The 17,307-nt window shown below is 69.1% G+C and carries 22 protein-coding genes and 1 pseudogene; 9 read left to right on the forward strand and 14 right to left on the reverse strand.

From position 1 onward, the window contains the following. Positions 1–185: 185 nt before the first annotated feature. The 3 genes from L3Q67_RS38645 to L3Q67_RS38655 all read right to left on the reverse strand — a co-directional run bounded on the left by L3Q67_RS38645 (position 186) and on the right by L3Q67_RS38655 (position 2,918). Positions 186–617, reverse strand: a complete 432-nt coding sequence (locus L3Q67_RS38645; RefSeq protein ID WP_499186352.1) for a hypothetical protein — start codon at positions 615–617, stop codon at positions 186–188. A gap of 265 nt (positions 618–882) precedes the next feature. Continuing rightward, positions 883–1,485: a TetR/AcrR family transcriptional regulator gene (locus L3Q67_RS38650; RefSeq protein WP_499186353.1), complete on the reverse strand. Its 603-nt coding sequence runs from the start codon at positions 1,483–1,485 to the stop codon at positions 883–885. After that, complete coding sequence (locus tag L3Q67_RS38655) at positions 1,482–2,918, reverse strand: FAD-dependent monooxygenase (protein ID WP_499186354.1); 1,437 nt, start codon at positions 2,916–2,918, stop codon at positions 1,482–1,484. The genes L3Q67_RS38650 and L3Q67_RS38655 overlap by 4 nt, the downstream gene beginning before the upstream one ends. A gap of 301 nt (positions 2,919–3,219) precedes the next feature. Between L3Q67_RS38655 and L3Q67_RS38660 the strand changes: the two genes are divergently transcribed. Together L3Q67_RS38660 and L3Q67_RS38665 are read left to right on the forward strand one after the other, a co-directional pair. Beyond that, entirely contained in the window at positions 3,220–3,441 is a 222-nt protein-coding gene (locus L3Q67_RS38660) for a hypothetical protein (protein ID WP_499186355.1), read from the forward strand. Further along, positions 3,419–4,210 (forward strand): hypothetical protein, encoded by a 792-nt coding sequence (locus L3Q67_RS38665; protein WP_499186356.1) that lies wholly within the window; start codon positions 3,419–3,421, stop codon positions 4,208–4,210. Before L3Q67_RS38660 ends, L3Q67_RS38665 begins: the two co-directional genes overlap by 23 nt. An 11-nt stretch (positions 4,211–4,221) precedes the next feature. Here L3Q67_RS38665 and L3Q67_RS38670 read toward each other — a convergent pair whose 3' ends face one another. From L3Q67_RS38670 to L3Q67_RS38700, 7 genes and pseudogenes are all read right to left on the reverse strand, one after another. After that, positions 4,222–4,821, reverse strand: coding sequence for a hypothetical protein (locus L3Q67_RS38670; protein ID WP_499186357.1), 600 nt, complete (start codon positions 4,819–4,821; stop codon positions 4,222–4,224). Continuing rightward, a complete protein-coding gene (locus L3Q67_RS38675; RefSeq protein WP_499186358.1) occupies positions 4,818–6,449 on the reverse strand; it encodes a VWA domain-containing protein in 1,632 nt (543 codons plus the stop codon). The genes L3Q67_RS38670 and L3Q67_RS38675 overlap by 4 nt, the downstream gene beginning before the upstream one ends. Beyond that, positions 6,449–7,081 carry a toxic anion resistance protein gene (locus L3Q67_RS38680; protein WP_499186359.1) on the reverse strand — a complete coding sequence of 211 codons (633 nt, stop codon included), beginning with the start codon at positions 7,079–7,081 and terminating at the stop codon, positions 6,449–6,451. Before L3Q67_RS38680 ends, L3Q67_RS38675 begins: the two co-directional genes overlap by 1 nt. Continuing rightward, positions 7,072–7,620, reverse strand: a pseudogene (locus tag L3Q67_RS38685) (toxic anion resistance protein); the annotation flags it as partial. The pseudogene L3Q67_RS38685 and the gene L3Q67_RS38680, both read right to left, overlap by 10 nt. Then, the gene (locus L3Q67_RS38690) at positions 7,621–8,715 is read right to left on the reverse strand and encodes a hypothetical protein (RefSeq protein ID WP_499186360.1); all 1,095 of its coding nucleotides are present in this window, start codon (positions 8,713–8,715) and stop codon (positions 7,621–7,623) included. A 132-nt stretch (positions 8,716–8,847) separates the two neighbouring features. Further along, complete coding sequence (locus tag L3Q67_RS38695) at positions 8,848–9,204, reverse strand: hypothetical protein (protein WP_499186361.1); 357 nt, start codon at positions 9,202–9,204, stop codon at positions 8,848–8,850. Continuing rightward, positions 9,204–9,629 (reverse strand): hypothetical protein, encoded by a 426-nt coding sequence (locus tag L3Q67_RS38700; RefSeq protein ID WP_499186362.1) that lies wholly within the window; start codon positions 9,627–9,629, stop codon positions 9,204–9,206. Before L3Q67_RS38700 ends, L3Q67_RS38695 begins: the two co-directional genes overlap by 1 nt. 640 nt (positions 9,630–10,269) lie before the next feature. Between L3Q67_RS38700 and L3Q67_RS38705 the strand changes: the two genes are divergently transcribed. The 3 genes from L3Q67_RS38705 to L3Q67_RS38715 are packed head-to-tail and all read left to right on the forward strand — an operon-like array spanning position 10,270 to position 11,241. Then, positions 10,270–10,683 carry a hypothetical protein gene (locus L3Q67_RS38705; RefSeq protein WP_499186363.1) on the forward strand — a complete coding sequence of 138 codons (414 nt, stop codon included), beginning with the start codon at positions 10,270–10,272 and terminating at the stop codon, positions 10,681–10,683. Next, positions 10,605–11,063 carry a DUF6159 family protein gene (locus L3Q67_RS38710; protein WP_499186364.1) on the forward strand — a complete coding sequence of 153 codons (459 nt, stop codon included), beginning with the start codon at positions 10,605–10,607 and terminating at the stop codon, positions 11,061–11,063. The genes L3Q67_RS38705 and L3Q67_RS38710 overlap by 79 nt, the downstream gene beginning before the upstream one ends. Positions 11,064–11,106: 43 nt before the next feature. Beyond that, a complete protein-coding gene (locus L3Q67_RS38715; protein WP_499186365.1) occupies positions 11,107–11,241 on the forward strand; it encodes a hypothetical protein in 135 nt (44 codons plus the stop codon). Positions 11,242–11,268: 27 nt separating this feature from the next. Here L3Q67_RS38715 and L3Q67_RS38720 read toward each other — a convergent pair whose 3' ends face one another. Both L3Q67_RS38720 and L3Q67_RS38725 read right to left on the reverse strand, forming a co-directional pair. Continuing rightward, the gene (locus L3Q67_RS38720; protein ID WP_499186366.1) at positions 11,269–11,595 is read right to left on the reverse strand and encodes a DUF3224 domain-containing protein; all 327 of its coding nucleotides are present in this window, start codon (positions 11,593–11,595) and stop codon (positions 11,269–11,271) included. Further along, complete coding sequence (locus L3Q67_RS38725) at positions 11,592–11,951, reverse strand: hypothetical protein (RefSeq protein ID WP_499186367.1); 360 nt, start codon at positions 11,949–11,951, stop codon at positions 11,592–11,594. Before L3Q67_RS38725 ends, L3Q67_RS38720 begins: the two co-directional genes overlap by 4 nt. A gap of 84 nt (positions 11,952–12,035) precedes the next feature. On the opposite strand from L3Q67_RS38725, the gene L3Q67_RS38730 reads away from it, so the two are divergent. The 3 genes from L3Q67_RS38730 to L3Q67_RS38740 all read left to right on the forward strand — a co-directional run bounded on the left by L3Q67_RS38730 (position 12,036) and on the right by L3Q67_RS38740 (position 13,784). Then, the gene (locus tag L3Q67_RS38730) at positions 12,036–12,962 is read left to right on the forward strand and encodes a LysR family transcriptional regulator (RefSeq protein WP_499186368.1); all 927 of its coding nucleotides are present in this window, start codon (positions 12,036–12,038) and stop codon (positions 12,960–12,962) included. Positions 12,963–13,149: 187 nt separating this feature from the next. Continuing rightward, entirely contained in the window at positions 13,150–13,521 is a 372-nt protein-coding gene (locus tag L3Q67_RS38735) for a hypothetical protein (RefSeq protein ID WP_499186369.1), read from the forward strand. A 14-nt stretch (positions 13,522–13,535) separates the two neighbouring features. Continuing rightward, positions 13,536–13,784 (forward strand): hypothetical protein, encoded by a 249-nt coding sequence (locus L3Q67_RS38740; RefSeq protein ID WP_499186370.1) that lies wholly within the window; start codon positions 13,536–13,538, stop codon positions 13,782–13,784. A 441-nt stretch (positions 13,785–14,225) separates the two neighbouring features. Here the strand turns inward: L3Q67_RS38740 and L3Q67_RS38745 are convergent, their stop codons facing one another. Next, on the reverse strand, positions 14,226–14,651 hold the full coding sequence (locus L3Q67_RS38745) for a DUF7919 family protein (RefSeq protein WP_499186371.1): 426 nt from the start codon (positions 14,649–14,651) through the stop codon (positions 14,226–14,228). Between the two features lie 650 nt (positions 14,652–15,301). On the opposite strand from L3Q67_RS38745, the gene L3Q67_RS38750 reads away from it, so the two are divergent. Beyond that, the gene (locus L3Q67_RS38750) at positions 15,302–16,528 is read left to right on the forward strand and encodes a hypothetical protein (protein WP_499186372.1); all 1,227 of its coding nucleotides are present in this window, start codon (positions 15,302–15,304) and stop codon (positions 16,526–16,528) included. A 15-nt stretch (positions 16,529–16,543) separates the two neighbouring features. Here the strand turns inward: L3Q67_RS38750 and L3Q67_RS38755 are convergent, their stop codons facing one another. Beyond that, on the reverse strand, positions 16,544–17,095 hold the full coding sequence (locus L3Q67_RS38755; protein ID WP_499186373.1) for an IclR family transcriptional regulator: 552 nt from the start codon (positions 17,093–17,095) through the stop codon (positions 16,544–16,546). Positions 17,096–17,307: the final 212 nt, after the last annotated feature.

Consider the following 17,307-nt stretch of genomic DNA (forward strand, 5'->3'; position numbering starts at 1 on the left):
GGTCTCGGCATGTATGGGGTTCACCGCGTTGACCGCGTTGGCGAGCAGGACGATACGCCACTCGTTGCGCCCAACACGACAATCCCGAACAAGTCAGGCTCAGGGTTCGTCTGTGGCCCACTTGCAACAGGTAGCTCTGCCACTGTGCCGCTTCTTACTCGTGAATACCCTCGTATTCTTCCGAATCAGCGGTACGTGGCAGGCGCCGGGCCGCGCATCCAGGGTGGACCTTTCACCGAAAGTCGGGTCAGCCGGCGCGCGCCGGCCACCATCCCGCTCAGGCAGAGCACCAGCACGACGCCGCCGAACAGGCGCGATTCGGTGGGGCTGTCCGGCGTCCAGCGGCGCCCGGAGCCCGGGCCCCACTCGGCGCCGGACACCAGGAACAGCACACCGATCACCGCGCCGAGACCGAGCGCGATGAGGGAGTGGATAAGCCGTTTGCGGGTGAACGGGGTCTCGCCCCGTTCACCGGCCCGGACCGCCGGGAGCGCGACGAAGCCCGCCACACCGACCAACAGGCAGGCCAGGCCGAAGACGACCGACCCGGTGAAGAGCAGCAGTACCCCGCCGGCCACGAACATCGAGCTGACCAGCACCACGAGCCCGATTCTCATGAACGCCCCCATTCCGTCACCCGATGGGATTACCCGGAGCATGAGCGGCGCCAAACCTCAGCCCGGGCCCGGCAACCAAGACGTGCGCCGGTCTCTTCCTGGTGGCTGGCCAGGGAAGACCTCGGGCCAGGTCGTTCCCTCGTCAGAGGCGGAGACTCGTGCGAGGGCACGTAATGGCCCAAGCAACCAGTCGACATGTCCGGCGCGAATATCGCCACGGTGGGAAATGTAGCGACCCCCGTCGAAGTGTCGGTTCGGCCGGTGATCACTCCGGGAGGGCGAAGCCCAGCTGTCGGAGCATGCGGCGCAGGTAGGCAGTCAGCTCCGACACCGAGCGGTCGCCGGGCGCCAGTACCAGCTGGTGAAGGACGGCTCCCCACATCATGTCGATCACCATGTCGACATCGGTGAGGGCCGGCAGCACGCCGTCCCGCTTCGCGCGCTCGAGGGTTTCCCGGGCCCGCTCGCGGCGGGGTTCGAGGTGGTGGCGCCAGTACGTGGAAAGCAGCTCCGGGTGGTCCGGCCCGGCGCCGATCATCCGGGCGGTCAGCACCCGCGCGCCGGGGTCGGTCAGCAGCTCACCCCACCGAGGCAGCAGCTCCTCGAGCACGTCGAGCAACGGACCACCGACCTCGTCGACCGCACGGACCTGCTCACGCGTGGACTCGAGCGCCTGAGCGAACAGTTCTTCCTTCGAACTCCACCGCCGGTACACGGTCACCTTCGCCACCCCGGCCCGCCGGGCGACCTGCTCGATACTCGTCCGCTCGACCCCACGCTCGACCAATAGCTCGACGGCGGCCCGCAGAATCGCCTCGTCCGCCTGCGGGTCGCGCGGACGGCCGGGACCGGTGCGTGCGGAAGTCATGGCCGCATTGTGCCAACGCCCGGCACCCGCAGCATCGCCGCCAGCCGATCCCGCAGGGCGGCGGGGTCATTGCCGCGCCAGGCGAGGTGGGCATCCGGGCGGACGAGCAGCGCGTCGCCCTCCCCTCGCAGGCCGGCCACCTCGCCCAGCGCTTCGCGGGCCTCGGCCAGCAATCCGGCCGAGCCGCCGACCAGGGCCCACGCCGGGCCGAGCTCCGCGTGCAGCCGCGTCCGAGTTCCGTCGGTGCGCTGGTATTCGCCGTCCGGGAGGCGATCACCCGGCCGCGGCGCCGGACCGCGGCCACCGAGCGGACCGCGCCGGTAGGTGACCCACAACTGCGATGCCACCCGCGTAGCCCGGCGCTGCACAACCGGCCTGCCGAGCAACGGCACCACCACCCGGTCCCGAAGTATCCGCGTGAGTGCCGTCTCGCCGAGCAGCAGCCGCGTGTTCGCCGTGGTGTTGCGCAGGACGTCCGCCGCCAGCGGCCGGCGTTCGGCCCCATAGGTGTCGAGCAGTTCGGGGCCGGCCAGGCCGCGGACCACCAAACCCAGCTTCCACGCGAGGTTCTCCGCGTCGCCGATGCCGGTGTTCATGCCCTGGCCGCCGATCGGGCTGTGGGTGTGCGCCGCGTCGCCGGCCAGCAGGACCCGGCCGCGCCGGTAGTCGGCCGCCAGTCGACGGTGAATGCGGAATACCGAAGCCCACACGGTTTCGCGGATACCGACAGGCGCCTGGCCCGCGCGCTCGACGAGCAGTTGCCGCAACTTCTCGACCACCTCATCGGGGGTGAGCCGCTCGCCGTCGTGCGGTACGTCGGCCATGAGGCGCCACAGGGTCGGCGCGCCGGGCATGGGCATGGCCAGCAGCATGCCGTCCCGGTGGTACCAGCCGGCGGAGACGCTGCGGTCGCGGTCCCAGTCGGCGTGGACGTCGGCCAGCAGGAACCGCTCGGCGACCGGCACGCCGGGGAAGTCGATCCCGGCGAGTTCGCGGACCATGCTGCGGGCCCCGTCGCACCCGACCACCCAGTCGGCGGGCGCATCCTGATCGAGGGAGGTGACTTCGGTCCCCCACTGGATGGGCACGCCCAGCTCGCTGAGCCGACGGCGCAGCCCGGCCTCGATCGAAGCTTGCGACACGAACAGTGCCTGCGTGCGCTCCCGCCGATCCGGCAGGAACCGCATGGTGGCGATCGGCCTGCCGCCGACGTGCATCCGCATGCCCACGGGCTCGAGCGACCGTTCCCGCAGGTCACCAAGGGCGCCCAGCCGGTCCAGAACCTCCACACCACGTGCGTGCAGGATATTCGCCCGCGAGGTTTCGGCAGGCCCGGCGGCCCGGTCGACGAGCCGCACCTCGACGCCCTGCGCGACCAAACCGCACGCCAACGTCATTCCGGTCGGGCCCGCTCCCACGATCAACACGGTCATGCACGAATCATATACCTAGCCGTATGCGTATCGAAATTGCTCCCGGCTGGAGTCTAGGGGCGGACGGTGCACCGCCGCCGAGGAGCCGCTTGTCGCGCGGCGTTCCGGGACCGACCCGTCACCAACGTCCTCCACGCCGCTGGTCGCACCAAACCCAGGTGCTTCGATCCTCCTGCCGTGGGCCGTTTCGACCGTGACCCCGACGGACCCTCACGTCTCGGGCTGGCTGCCCGCTTTCCGTCCTGCTGACGAACAACTTCACCGGCAGGTCGTACGACTGCGGTCTCTGCCAAGACTTCGAGTGGACCAGACGTGGACGGTCTGGGGTCTTGCCCATGACGAGTGGATTGCCGACCTGCCCGTCGTCCTCCGCCTGGAGCAAGGGCCGCAGCTCGAAATCTGCTGGGAGAAGTTCGACGACCTCTGGATCACGTGGGACACCATCGATGTGGCGGTCGAGCCGGAGGCCTGGGTGAAGTTGCCGCAGGCAGGCGACCGCGGTGGCAGCTCGCAGCGCCGGTGACGGCGTCAGCGTGGTGCTCAAGGCGGTGCACGGGGTCGGGGGCTCCGGCACGCTGGTGGTCACCCCCGAACTGGTGGCCGGCTGGGGTGGCGTGCGGGCCTTCCGGCGGCGGATGCGGCGGTCGCGGGTGGCCGGTGAGGTGGTGGTCGAGCAGTTCGTCGCCGCCACGGGCCCGTGCCGCGATGTCACGGTCGACGGCGTGGTGGCGGCGGACGGTGGCGTGCACCTGGTCGGCGCCGGGGTGATGGACGTCGACGGCACGCGGTACGCGGGTGTCCTCATCGGAGAGGGCGTGCTGCCCGCGCCCACCGGCCGGGTGGCCGCCCGGTTCGGCCTGCGGGTGGGCGAGGCGCTCGCGGCCTCCGGCTATCGCGGCTGGTTCGACGTCGACTTCGTCCCGGCCCCGGCGGGCAGGCTCGCGCCGACCGAGATCAACTGCCGGGTCACCGGCCCGGCCATCGCCTTCTGCCTGCGGGCCCGGCTGAACCGGGTACACGGCGCACCGTGGCTGGTCCGGACCTGCGACCGGCTCCGGCTGGGCGCCCGGCTGCCGGAAGACCTGCTCTACGACCACGTCCGCGGCCTCACCCAGGCGTGCGCCGGGCTGGGCGCGGTACTGGTGCCGACCATCCCGTCGTCCGGTTTCACCGAAGACCCCACCCTCGGCGTCGCGCTCGCCGCCAGGGACCGGGAAACACTGCGGCTGGCGGAAAACCTGGTCGTGTCGTCGAGCGCGGACCTCGGCCGGATGTTCGGCACGCGGACATGAACGCGGCCCGATCATCCACCGGGCGAATCGTCCCGGTCGCGGAGGTAGCGGGTGTGATCGGCCTGCTGGTGCAGCTCGGCCGCGTAGAACCGCTCGGCGATCTTCTCGGCCCCGCCCAGCAGCAGGCTGAGCTGGGTACGCAACTCGTCACCCGCGCTGTTGGCGGTGCCCGCCAGCCGTTTCGCCGACACCCACCACGGCAGGTTCAGATAGGTCTCCACCGACTGCGGCAGATCCACACGCGCCAGCGTGGTGACCGCGTGCAGCACATCGGGATTCACGCGCAGGTCTGCCGGGCGGGCGAACAGGCCGTCCAGGATCTCCGCGATCCGGCGGACCATCTCCACCGAGCCTTCGGGCATCCGGCCCGCCTGCTCGGAAACCTTACGCACCAAAGTTTCCAGCCCGGCCCGCAGCTGACCGGCCTCGGCGGCCGCGTCGGGCACCAGGTGGACCTTCTCCGGTGGCGCGAGCAGCGCCCCCGCGGCGTACAGGCCCGCGACGACCAGCGGCCAGAACGAGCCGACCACCCCGGTCAGGTAGAGCACCAGCCCGAGCAGACCGCCCGCGCAGCCGGCCAGGTTCTTCGTCGAGCCGAGATAACGGATCATTGGTACCCGCGGATTTCCTGGAAGACCTTGCCCAGATCGGTGTCACGCGCGTCGAACACCTTACCCCCGGTGAGCGACGCGACCCGGTTCAACTGGTCCACGTTGCCCTCGCCGAACAACACCGTGAACACCGGCACACCCCGCACGTTCTCGGGCATGCCGGGCAGCGCCGCCTCGAACGACGCGGCGTCCGAACCGTCGGTGTTCTCGCCGTCGGTCATCAGCACGATCGAGGTGAACCGGTTCGCGTCCTGGCTCACCAGCGGCGAAAGGACCTGGTAGCCCCGTTTCAAGCTGTCGTAGATCGCCGTGCCGCCGTCCGCAGCGAGCCCCTCGGCGAACGCCTTGACCTGGTCCAGCGCCGGCTGCGGATCCTGCTCCGGCACGGTGAACGTGCGTGGCTGCTCTGGCCCGGTGTCGAACGGGAGCATGGTGATCTCCTCCCGGCTGCGGAACTTCCGGTACCGCCCGGTCAGCGAACCGTCGGCACCGGTCAGCCCGACCAGCGCCGACCGCAGCGCGGTGATGCGATCCCCCGCCATCGAACCCGAGGTGTCGAGCACGTACAAGGTGCGGGACGGCCGCCGGATCTTGTCGAAATAGGCGGAAAGCAGCGCGTCGAAGGCTTCCTGGGTGGCCGGGAACGGCAGTTCCACCAGGCTCTGGCTGCCGAACTGCGGCCCGAGCGGCACCCCGGGCACCACCGGGCGGCGCTGCGTGGTCTCCATGATCCGGCGCTGTGCCTCCGGCGAGCGCAGGTGCTCGGTGAGCTTCTGGTAGGCCGCGCGGGCGTCGTCGCCGGTGTTGTTCAGCAGGGTGAGCGGGTAGTCCGCGGTCACCACGCCGTCGCTGGGGTAGATCAGCGTCAGCGGTTCCGGGAGCTTGCCGCCGGCGTTCATCGACAGCAGCACCGATTCGTAGTTGATCAGGCCGTCGACCTTGGCACCGGGTTCCTGTCCGATGGCCCGCCGCTGGTAGGCCTCGGACAGCCAGCCCGACGAGCCCGCCGACAGCGCCTGCGCGGTGAAGAACTCGGTCAGCGCCGGGGTCACCGCGCCGATCTGCCCGGCATCGATCGCACTGCCGGTGCCCGCCAGTGCGGAGGCCACGCCGACCAGCGCGGAGAAACCGGAGTTCGAAGCCGACGGATCGGTCATCCCGTAGGTGAACGCCTGGTTGCCCGCCTGCTCGGCGATCTCGGCCCAGCTGACCGGCCTGCCCGCCCAGCCGAGACGCTGCGCCGCGGAGGTGGACAGGCCAAGCACCACCGGCGAACTCATGACCTTGGTCTGGTTGCCCAGCCTGCTCGCCGCGCCGGGAATGCCCTGCGGGTAACGGTTCGAGGAGAACCAGAGCGCGTCGTACTTGCCGTCGGCGCCACCGTTCGCGAGTAGTTCGGTGCCCTCCAGGGTGCCGGTGAAGCTGAAGTTCACCGTGACCCCGGTGGCCTTCGCCGCCTCCTCGAGTACCGGCTTCAGGTCCTCAAGTTCACTGCCCGCGAGCACACGCAGGGTTCCCGGCTGGGGCGGCCCGGCCGGTTGCTCCGGATCGGCACCCTGACCCGTGTCGCAGGCGGCGAGCGTCGCGGCGCACGCCACCGCGACGGCGAACGCGATCAGTTTCCTCATCAGGCTCCCTCGCCTCGCCTGTCCGGTGCCGCTTCGTGCGACCGGCGCAGGTAGTCCTCGGCACGGCGGATCTCACCCGAGAGCGACTCGACCGTGCTCGCCATCGTGCGGACCGCGTCGGCCTTGAAGGTGTCGATCGCGTCGATGGAGGCGTAGATCCGGTCGAAGGACAGCCGCAGCGTCTCGACGCCGACCGCCGGATCACTGCTCGCCTTGCGGACCTCTTCGCTCTGCATCGCGAGCAGTTCACTGTTCGCCCGGATCAGCCCGTCCGTGGTCGCGCGCACCGCGTCGACCTCGTCGAGCACGTCCCGCTGCCCGGCCAGCGCCGCGCTGACCAGCAACGCCACCCGCAGCGCGGACACGGTGGTCGACACCGCGCGCTCGACCCCGCGGACCAGCTCGTCGTTGGTCCGGCGGACCAGGTCCAGCGCGAGATAGCCCTGCGCGCTGACCGCGAGCTGGGTGAGCAGATCCTGGTGCCGTTGCCGGATCGGGTGCAGTACGTCGGTCCGCAACGCGTTGGCGTGCACCGGATCGGTGAGGTCGAAGATCCGGCCTGGCGGTCGATCGCGGCGTCCACGGCCTCGGCGAAGGCGGCCGCCTCGGCCAGCTTGCCCATGGTCTGCCACAGGCGTTCCCGCTCGCCCTGGAGCACGGCGTTGTCCCGCCGCAGCACGTCCTGGCGGGCACGCAGGTCCAGCACGAGTGCGTTGACCGGCTCGTTCGCCGCCCGGTACCGGTCCAGCGCCTTCTTGGCCGCACCCGCGATCGGGATCATGCCGAGCAGTTTCCGCCCGGTGATCGGAAGTTTCGCCGGATCCAGTTCGGCGACGGTACGGCGGAGCCCGGACAGGCTCACGGTCACCTGCTGCTGCGGGGAAGCGATGTCGCCACGCGTTCCCGACAGCGCGCGGGCGGACCGGTCCAGCAGCGCGCCGGCGACGGTGGCCGCGGCCCGCATGTCGGCTTCGCCCACCGCGAGCAGCTCGTCGAGCACCGCGGTGAACTGCGGCGATCGGACATCCAGCGCTTGCAGGCGTTCGGCGAAGTGCTCGGCGCGCCGCTGGGCGGCGGCCCGGGTGCCATCGTCCAAAGTGATCAGTCCAGCGAGACGCTCGGCGGGCACCGCGGCCACCGGTTCCGGTGGCGTGAGTTCGAAGGCGTCCATCTAGTACTGCTTCTGGACCGCGTCGAGCATCCGCTCGAGCGTTTCGAACGACGGTGGTTCCACGGTGTCGATCAGATCGCCGGGCACCGGCGCCTTCGCCGCGGCGGTCACCTCGCCGAACAGGCGCGGATCGTTGGTGCGGAAACCGAAGGTGGCCGCCAGCTTGCCCAGTTCCGGATCGGTGGTCAGCAAGTGACCGACCCGATCCCCGTTGGGGGACAATGGAACCAGCGTGTGCTTTGAGTACACCGTCGGCGCGGTGTAGAGCAGCCGCATGTCGGGCCGGATCGCGCCGTCTGCGCGGACCAGCCGGTCCACGAACTGCGACTCGTAGATCAGCACCATCGGCGTTTTGCCCATTCCGGCGGCCAGGTAGTCCTCGAACGGGCCCTCGGTACTGTTCTGCGTGTAACCCTGGTCGAGGAACAGCTTCGACAGCTCCGGCAGCACCTTCGCCTCGGCCTCCGGCGAGTTGACCACGGTGTTCCCGTTGGCCACGAAGGAAACGATCGACAGGTACATCGCGGCCGAATTGGACTCGCGGGGGTCGGTGGTGGTCAGCAGCACGTTCTTGCGCGCGGGGAAGGCGGTGTTGCCGGGCAACTGGTCCCAGCGGGTACCCGCGCGGGTGATCTCGAGGTACTTCGCGATGTCGAGCACCTGGTAGTCGCCCGCGCCCTGGCGCACCACACCGTTCGCCGCGAGCAGCGAGACGATCGGCTCGAAGGTCGCGACGGCCATCGGCGACTGGAACGGCGTGTACACCCCGGTGACCGAGCGGTCACGCTGGATGCGTTGCGCTGCCGGGGAAGAGGACGGGAAGGCGAACTCGTAGCCGCCCAGGTCCACGCTCGTCGCGAGCTGCCGCGAACCGGCTGTGTCGACTTCCACCTTGAGTCCGTGCTTGGCGAAGGCGTCGACCACTCGCTGATCGGAGAAGAAGGCGAGCTTCTCCGAGCCGATCACTCCTTTGACCGTGGTCGTTTCGCCCGCCCGCGTGCCTGTCCCGGCCTCGTCCGGCCCGCCGAACACGACCACGCCTGCCACAGCCAGGACCAGGACCACTGCGGCGGCGATGGACAACCGGCGTTTCACTCGTTGCGTCTCCCCAGGTCGTTTCCCCGTGCGGACGATCCTTCATCGCCCGTGACTCGTTTGACGCGCGGGCGGCCCATCGGGAGGTGAACGCTTGATGAACGAACGGTGCCGCTGTTGCCGGGCACCGAACTACGAGTGACTTCCGTCCGGTTCCACCCATTCCGGCACACGTTTGTCCCGGTCCAGAATCAGATCCGTCTGGCCGGGCTTACGGGTGAGAACGGTTTCCTCGATGTGCACGGAAAGAAGGTTGAATGCGCCGGCTTCCCGATCGGTATCCGGCCACAGCGACGCCGCATCGTCGTGCAGGAGAGAAAGGTGCCGTTCAAGTGTGTCCTCGTCGACGGCCAGCCGAACCGGCGGATCCAGCTTTTCCTCCCGCCACGCCGAGATGACGACGCCGCCCTCTTCGGGGTGATAGGCGGCTTGTCCGCCGACCAGGTTCAGCCGGCGGACAAGCTCCCCGAGCAAATTCGGCTCCCGCATCAACACACGCCCGTCGGCAGGCTGCTCGACTTCGGGAACGAGGTGATGATCTCGCCGTCCCGCAAGGCGATGACGTTCTGCGAGCAGTACTTGGCCTTCACGTTCCCCTCCGAATCCGCGAGCCAGAAGGCCCCCTGGTAGAGGAAGGTGTCGTTGCCAGAGCGGTAATCCACTCGCTGCGGGTAGTCGAGACCGTGCTCCAGCGCGAAGTCGGCCATGTCCCGCCAGTTCCATCCGACCATGAAGGCGATGTTCTCCCAGTCCGTGATGTACCGGTCCTTGATGTGACGATAGCCGTATCCGGCAGTGCCGCACCGCAAGTCCGAGATCTGCCAGCCCGGCCCCCCGTCGGGCTGACCCGAGCCGAGCCCGAATCGCCTGACCAGCTTGTTGTCGGGATCCGAAATGCCGCACGCGGCCCACACACGGCCTCAGGCCGAATGGGCATAGCCGCACCCGACGACGTGTGGAGCGTGTAGCCACTGGATCCTGCCCATTCGCGGCCGACGCGGAGCTTGGCGCGGCAACGACCCCGATCGCCACAAAAGCGCCGGCGAGCGCAACACCAAGGCGTGCGAGAAATGATCGGTAGTTCATGATTCCCCTCTGGTTTGCTTATCCCCAAAGTCTCCCGTGGGGACCATGCCACGAGGCAACGCGACCAGAAAAAAGAGGTTCACCGATTCACTCGAACAGAGGAAAACCTTCCACTCATCGACGCGGCAGCCCGGACCAGCGGCCGCGCGGCGCACGTACGACGAAGCCGAGCACCGGTCGCGAAACGCCCACGGGCCGGGTTGAACATCATGTGGAGGTCCTTGCCCCGGACGTCGGTGGTGGTGGCCTCGTCGGGTTCCCAGCCGAAGAGGCTGCGCTGGTGGCTCCGTGATCGCATGAACGCGAGAGTTCCGGAGAAGCGATAGCCGGCACCACCTTCGGCTGAGCTCGGCGTTTCAAGCAGGACTGAAGCCTGGACCCCCTGTGCGATGACGCGTCGCCGCGCTCACGCGCGCATCGGTCATTCATGGGGGCTTCCGAATGGGCTACTGGTCCACGATCTCGTTGATGTTCAAGGCTTCTTGGCGGGTGCTGCGCGCGCAGCCGCACATCGCCGGTTTCCCGGTCCTGTCGGGCTTGACGGTCTTGCTCGTCGCCGCGGCGATCCTGACGCCGGCGTTGTTCGCCGCCCAGCGACCCGGGATGCTGGGCTGGATGCTGCTCGCCGCCGGGTGCCTCCTGGCGATCACGATGGCCACCACCTTCTTCAAAGCCGCGCTGATCTCCCAGGCCGACGTAGCGCTGCGAGGCGAGCGCGCCCGGATCGGCTCGGGACTGGTGGCGGCGGGACGCCGCTGGCCCGGGCTGCTGGCCTGGTCGGTGCTGACGCCCACGGTGTCGCTGTGCTGCGCGCGATCGAAGACCGGATGGACTTCGCCCTGCGCTTCCTGGGCGCCCTCGCCGACATCGGCTGGAACCTGATCGCCTACCTCGTGCTGCCCGTGCTCACGCTCGAAGACGTAAGGCTGCGGGACGCGCCGAAGCGCTCGGCCGAGCTGCTGCGCCGGACGTGGGGCGAGAACATCGCCGGGTACGCGGGCCTGAGCCTGCTGGGAATGGTCGCCTCGGCCACCGGCGTCGCCGCCGCGATCGGCCTCGGCTCACTGATCGGCGTCCGCGCGACTTTGTACGTCTGTCTTCTGCTGTCGCTGGTGTGGGTGCTGCTCGTGGCTGTCGTGGTAGCCACCCTCAATGGGATCTACCAGACCGCGCTGTACCGCTTCGCCACCAGCGAGCGTTCTCGGCCGCACTCGGTGACCTCGACCTCCGCGACTCCTTCTCCGGCACGGCGCGAGGGATGAGCACGGTCTGATCAGCGCCCCCGGGAGTCGCGGTCAACGGCAGGTGGCCGTCCTGATCGTGGAGCTCGGCCTGGTGATCACCGTGGTCGGATGGCAGACCAGGCTGATCCTGCGTGCGAAATTCTCCGCTCTGCAAGGAATCCAGGCGCTGGCCCTCAGCGCCCCTGTTCGCCGATGACGCGCTGAGCGGGACCAGCTTCCGAGGCTACAGAACGCACAATTGTTCCGCATGTCCCGAGCTGGGAACGACGTCGATGCTCGCGGATCCGATAGAGGCGTCGCCGACCGCCGAATGGCGGAGCACGAAGGCGCACCCGCCTTCTTCGATTTCCGCCCGCACGCGTTCCATGCCCACGTACGCGACCAATCCGCCCGGCGTTCGGGTCTGCAGAAGATTGGCCTCGCTCGTGCCCTGCAAATCACCCTCGAAGGTTTTCTTGTTCCTGATGCGAAGCAGCCGAATGCCTTCCTGCTCGTCGTAGACGTCTTCCTCCCAGAGGTCCAGCGCGAACCGCCCGGCCAGCACTTTCACAGCGATGTCGATCCCCCTTTCCGAGTGACGACATCGGCCACCACCGGGAAAACGATTATGCCGACGCCCGACTCGACACACAACAATCCGGCCATGACAATTGCCGAACGAATGATATACAAAACGTTATCGATCCGGATGAATTGGCATTGTCGAGGCCTTGAAAAGCCTTCCCGGTACGCGAGCATCACCACGACCGACAGCCGGCACACACCGGACCGCACCCACCAAGAAGCAGGGAGGCTATTGGGGAAGGACCGCGAGTACTGAGCACCCGGCGCCCGGATGTCCCGCGATGGAAGGGTGCCGTGCACAGTCACCACTGGTGAGTGGTTGCTCACCAGCCCCTTCTCCACCGGCGCCGCTCCGGTCGTCTCCGCTGGTGCCCCGATCCCCGGCTTCCGCCACCGCGGCGCATACCGGCGGCTAGGGTGCCGTGCATGACAGGCGGGGAGGTGGAGCGGTCGTCGGCTCCCACTGTGCACCAGTTGCGGATGTTCCTCACCCTCGCCGAGGAGCTGCACTTCGGCCGGACGGCCGCGCGGTTGTTCATGAGCCAACCGGCCCTGAGCCGGCAGCTCGGCGCGCTGGAGCGGCGGCTGGGGGTCGAGTTGATCGCCCGCACCAGCCGGTCGACGGCACTCACGCCGGCGGGCCAGGCCCTCCTGCCGCACGCGCGCACCGTCGTGCAGGCGATGCGGCAGCTGCAGCAGGTCGCCGACGACCACACTCACGGCCTCGGCGGGCGGGTGGTGGTCGGCACGGTCGGAGCCGAGGCGGCGATGGACCACACCACCGCGGTGCTCAGTGAGCTGCGGCGCCTCCACCCCGCCCTGGAAGTCGAAATCCGGCTGTTGAACCTGGTGGAGCATTTCCAGAGCCTGAACACCGGCGAGGTCGATGTGGTGTTCTGCCGGCCGCCGGCGCCCGACGACGTCCACACCCACCACCTGAACACCGAACCGCGGGTGGTCTGCGTCTCCGCTGACGATCCGCTGGCCGGTCGCGGTCAGGTCACGCTCGCCGAGCTGGACGGCCGGACGATCGTCTCCTTCCCCTCCGGTTGCCCCCGGGTCTGGCGCGACTTCTGGGCTGCCGACCCCCGGCCCAGCGGCGTCGCGGTCCGCTACGGTCCCGTCGTCAGCGACCTGGAGAGCCTCTACGCCGAGGTCGCCCACAGCGGTGCCATCTCCTTGCAGCCGTACGCGGCGAAGCACCTGTTCCCCCGCCCCGGAGTCGAGTTCCTCGACGTCACCGACCTGTCGCCGTGCAGTTCGGCGCTCGCCTGGCACGCCACCGCGGAGCACCGCCCGCTGATCACCGCCATTCGCCAGGCCGCCAAGAACGCGTGGCCGCGGCCCACCTGATGCCGTTCTGCTCGCGGTTGTCGAGGTCGATCGGCGGCGTGTCGGCCTTTCCGGGGAAACACCGGGGAACGCCCGGGGTGACAGGTAACGGCCAAGCTCGGGAGGGGGCCCGCCGGGGCGGCTAGCGTGCGCGGAGTCGTCAGGGCGAGGGCCGTCGGAGCGAGGGCTGTCGGGGAGGGGAACGCCGGTGGGCAACAGGCAGTTCAGGATCGCGCAGGTGATCATGTTCGCGCAGGCCGTGGCCTCGTTCGGGATCTGGATCGTGCAGTTGCTGACCATCAGCAAACGCCTCGACCACAACCAGGAGGTCGCGGGATCGGTGTGGTTCGTGATCGTGCTCAACCCCCTGATCGCGGCCCTCGTCATGCTCGCCGCCGCCTTCCTGGTCCGGCGTCCGTGGGCACGCGGCCTGGCGCTGGTAATGGAGTCAGTGGGCGCCGTGAGCGCGCTGATCAGCGTGTTCACCGGCTTCTACCAGGCGGTGATCGCGATCCTGCTGGCCATCGGCGTGATGGTGCTGGTGGCGTCCGCCCCACGGCGTTCCGTCCCGGTCCTGTGAGGAGGCTCGTTCCGGTGAAAAGTCCCGTTGTGTCCCGGTTCCGGCTGGCCGCCGTCGCCGGTGCGGCCGTCCTGCTCGTCACCGGCTGCGCCGGCCCGCCACCGATGAACTGCAGCGGGGACTTCTGCACGACGCCCGGCTACTGGCCGAGCACCGCCACCCAGATCGAGAACGGCTTCGTCGCCGTCCTGAGCGCCATCGGCGTGGTCCCGATCGTTCCCCGCAGCGCGAACGGGCCCGCCCGCCGGACGATCGGGGAATAGCGATGGACGGCGTGCGTCGCTGGACGACGATCATTCTGCTGGCCGGGCTCAGTGCCTGTGGCGCCCCCGACCCACCACCGGCCCACAGTCCAACCAGGCGACGCCGTCGCCGGCCGCCACTTCCTCGGCCGCCCCGTCCCTCGTCACCCCGGTTCAGCCCACGCTCGCCGGCCTCGCCGCACAACCGTGTCAGGCGCTGAGCCCGGAAGGCACCGTCCGGCTGGACGTGTTCATCGACGGCTCGGAAGTCCCGGACCCGAGCGGCAAAGCCTGCCAGTGGGGCGCTCAAGGCGGACTGGTGGCCTACCCGGGGGCCGACAAGACCAGGGACCCGGGCCTGCAGCACCTCACCGTGGAGGAGATCGACGGGCACCGGGCACTGCTCGGCACCGCTTCACGGGAGACAGCCGAAGGCGTCGGCGACTACGGGCACGGGCATGGTCAGGTGCTGTCGTGGTTGCTGGTCATGCGGGCGGTGAGTTCGTCGGCGGTGCGCAGCACTGCGTCGAGGAAAGGGGCCGGTGGCCGGTAGCCGTGCTCCACCACGTAGTGGAGGACCAGGGTCGGGGCGGCGTACCTCACTCCATCGGCGCCGACGGCATGGATCTCCCCGAATCCCATCAGGGTCTCCCCGGTCTGCGTGTAGGGACTCGGGACCTGTTCCACGGGAGAATCGCAGAAACCGCACACGTGGAAGCCACGCGTCAGGTTCTGCTGCACGCTCTCCAGCTTGACGAGCGCTTCGAGCAGCTCGAGGTCCCCATCCCCGGTGGGGAAATCGTGACCTGGTTCCAGCCAACCGATGTTGACCATGGGGTGGCTGGAGGGCCAGTACTCGTACGTGGAGAGGTCCGGGAAGTAGGTCACCGCGTGAGTATCTACCGCTCAAGGCGTCATCTGTGAAGGGCGTGCACCTCATCGCCAGACCGCCGAAGATGAGCAAGTCGTGGCTGTCGCTGGGACCTGGACAGCACGTCGAGCTGGTCGCGAAAGCCGCGGGGACATCAACACGGACGGTGTGGCGGTGCGTCGCGCGCAGGTTCGAGAGGCCGTTGTCCAGTGCCTGTCACGAGCGCACGATAAGAGATTCGGTGGTTCCGTCCGCACGTACTTCTCCTCGCCCTGGCCATGTCGACGAGCGCTTGCCCTCGCCCCTACTCAACCGCCGTTCCTGAGCCTGCGCGTGGGCCACTCGCTCACTTAACCGGCCTGCGTCACGGAGGTGTTGTAGGCGTCGATCGCCGCGTTCACCTCGTAGGACGGAGGTCGGCACCTTTTCTCGGTCAGTGTCGGTCGCAACAGGCGCTCATGGTCGGGTCAGCCGCCACTAGCTTTCGGTCGCGGCGGCGGTGATCAGGGTGCGTGGCAGGTCCTCTGAAAACGATCGCGCCCGAGCCATCGAGACCACCCTCGTCGCCGACGAATAGCCCCCAGCGCTCGGGCGGGGCTCTGATAGCCCGGTTTCCTGCCAGACTGGTACCTCATGGTGAGGAACCGGCTACGGGGAGGTCGTGCGAGTGGACGAGGACGCGAGGCGGCCGGCGTGGCTGCTCGACCAGCTGATCGACGCCGCCCGGTCACCGAGCTCAGCGTTCTTGCAGGAGACACGCGAAAGGTTGTTGGTGGAGACGGCGAAGTTCGTGGCCGCGGTGTCCCCTGAGCGCAGCGAACAGTTCGCCAGGTCGAACGGGCGCGATTCGCTGCTGGCGACGATGGCCGCCCGGCTCGCGGTCCCCGATCCCGCCCGTTCCGAGCGGCTGCTCGGCGGCGTCGGCCCGCTCTGGGACCGGTGGACGCTGGTGGCGATGGCCGAACTGGCGGTCGCGGTGGCACCCTCGGATCCCCGCCGGGCCAAGAAGCTGCTCAACGAAGCGGCATCTCGTGCCCACCAGGCCTCGGGGGAGAAATCGAAAGCACTGGCGGACATGGCGACAGTGGTGGCGCCCAGCGATCCCCGCCGCGCGAAGCGCCTGATCGAGTCCGCTGCCAGCGTGGGCCAGGAGAACCGTCAGGTGGGTGTCCACGACGCGGCGATGGCCGCGACCGCGTTCGATCTCCGGCTGGCCGAACGGATCGCCACCTCGGCGGGCCCCCGGCGCAACGGCCGCCTCCTGGCCGAGGTGGCCAGAGCCGCCGCGGCGACCGACCCCGACCGCGCCGTGAAAATCGCCCGTTCGTTCAAGCAACCGGCCGAACTCGCACCCCTGCTGGCCGACATCGCGGCGAAGATAGCCACTCGCAAGGGACCCCAGGCCGACAGTCTGATCTCCGAAGCCGATGAGCTGGCACAGCGGATCATGGACCAGCGCGACCACACCGTGGCGATGACATCCGTGATCAAGGCCCTCGCCACGCGCGATCCCGACCGGGCGGTGGAACGCGCCAAGGCGATCGCGAAGGACACCGGAAGCCCGTGGCCGACAGGTGTCGTGGCCGGCGCCATCGGCGCCGCACACCCCGAGCGCGCCGAACGCATCGCGAAGACCATCGAGAACGACCTCGAACGGACCGCAGCCCTGGCGGCGGCCGCGGAGGCCATGGCGGCAGTGGATCCCGAACGCGCGGAACGGCTCTGCGAATCCCTTCCGAACACCTACTTCGCGCTCCAAGAAACCTTGGCGCACACGGCGATCGCCATGGCCCACGCCGACATCGACCGCGCGGAAGAGCTCGCTCTGTCGGTCACCCACCCCCACCACCGGGCCGAGGCCCTGCTCGAAGTGCTGAAGGTGGTGACCGCCTGAGCTTGTCGTTCAACCTCAGGCTGGGGAGGGGCTGACTCGTGCCAGATTCGTGCTGATCATGTCTGCGGCGCGTTGGACGGCCGTGGCGATGGAGGTCAGCCGCCCGCTGTCGAACACTGCTGCGCCCACAGCGCCGATGGGCTTCCCGGAAGGCGCGCGGATGTGCGCGGCCACGCAGGACGCCCAGGGCGCGGACTCGTAGTCGAAGGCCACGCCCCGATCGGCGATGTCGCTGGTCAGTCGTTTCCATTCCTTCGTGGAGTAGTACTTGGGTGCTGCCGTTCCGGGGGTACTGGTCGCGGTCAGGATGTCCGCAGCGCAGCCGGGCGGGAGTTGCAGTCCGGCGCGCCATGGGCGGACCTGATCCACTTCGCCGCGGAGTCCGCCCACGAGCAGGGAGCGTCCTGCTTCGGGCATGGACACACCCACGCTGGCGTTGTCGAATGCTGTCGCGAGTTCCCGGAGGGGGCGGTGGGCGGCCGCGCGTAGCGAGGTATGGGCCTGCCAGGCCGTGCCGATGCGGAACATGCGTGACCCGATCCGGTAGCGCCCGGCATCGCGTTGCACCGCGCCGAGGCCGGTGAGCTGGTCCAGCAGCCGGTGCGTGGTGGCTTTGGCAACCCGGTGGCGGCGGCTAGTTGGGTCGGACCGGCCTCGCCGATCCGGGCGAGTTCGGCCAGCAGGAGAAAGGCGCCGTCCAGTACGCCGCGTCCGGCCCCGTTACCGGTGTGGCCGGTCCGGCGTCCGTCGCTCGGTTGAAGATCCATCGGTCCCCCTCT

The sequence above is a fragment of the Saccharothrix sp. AJ9571 genome, assembly GCF_021725495.1.
In the GTDB taxonomy this organism is placed as follows: Bacteria; Actinomycetota; Actinomycetes; order Mycobacteriales; family Pseudonocardiaceae; genus Amycolatopsis; species Amycolatopsis magusensis.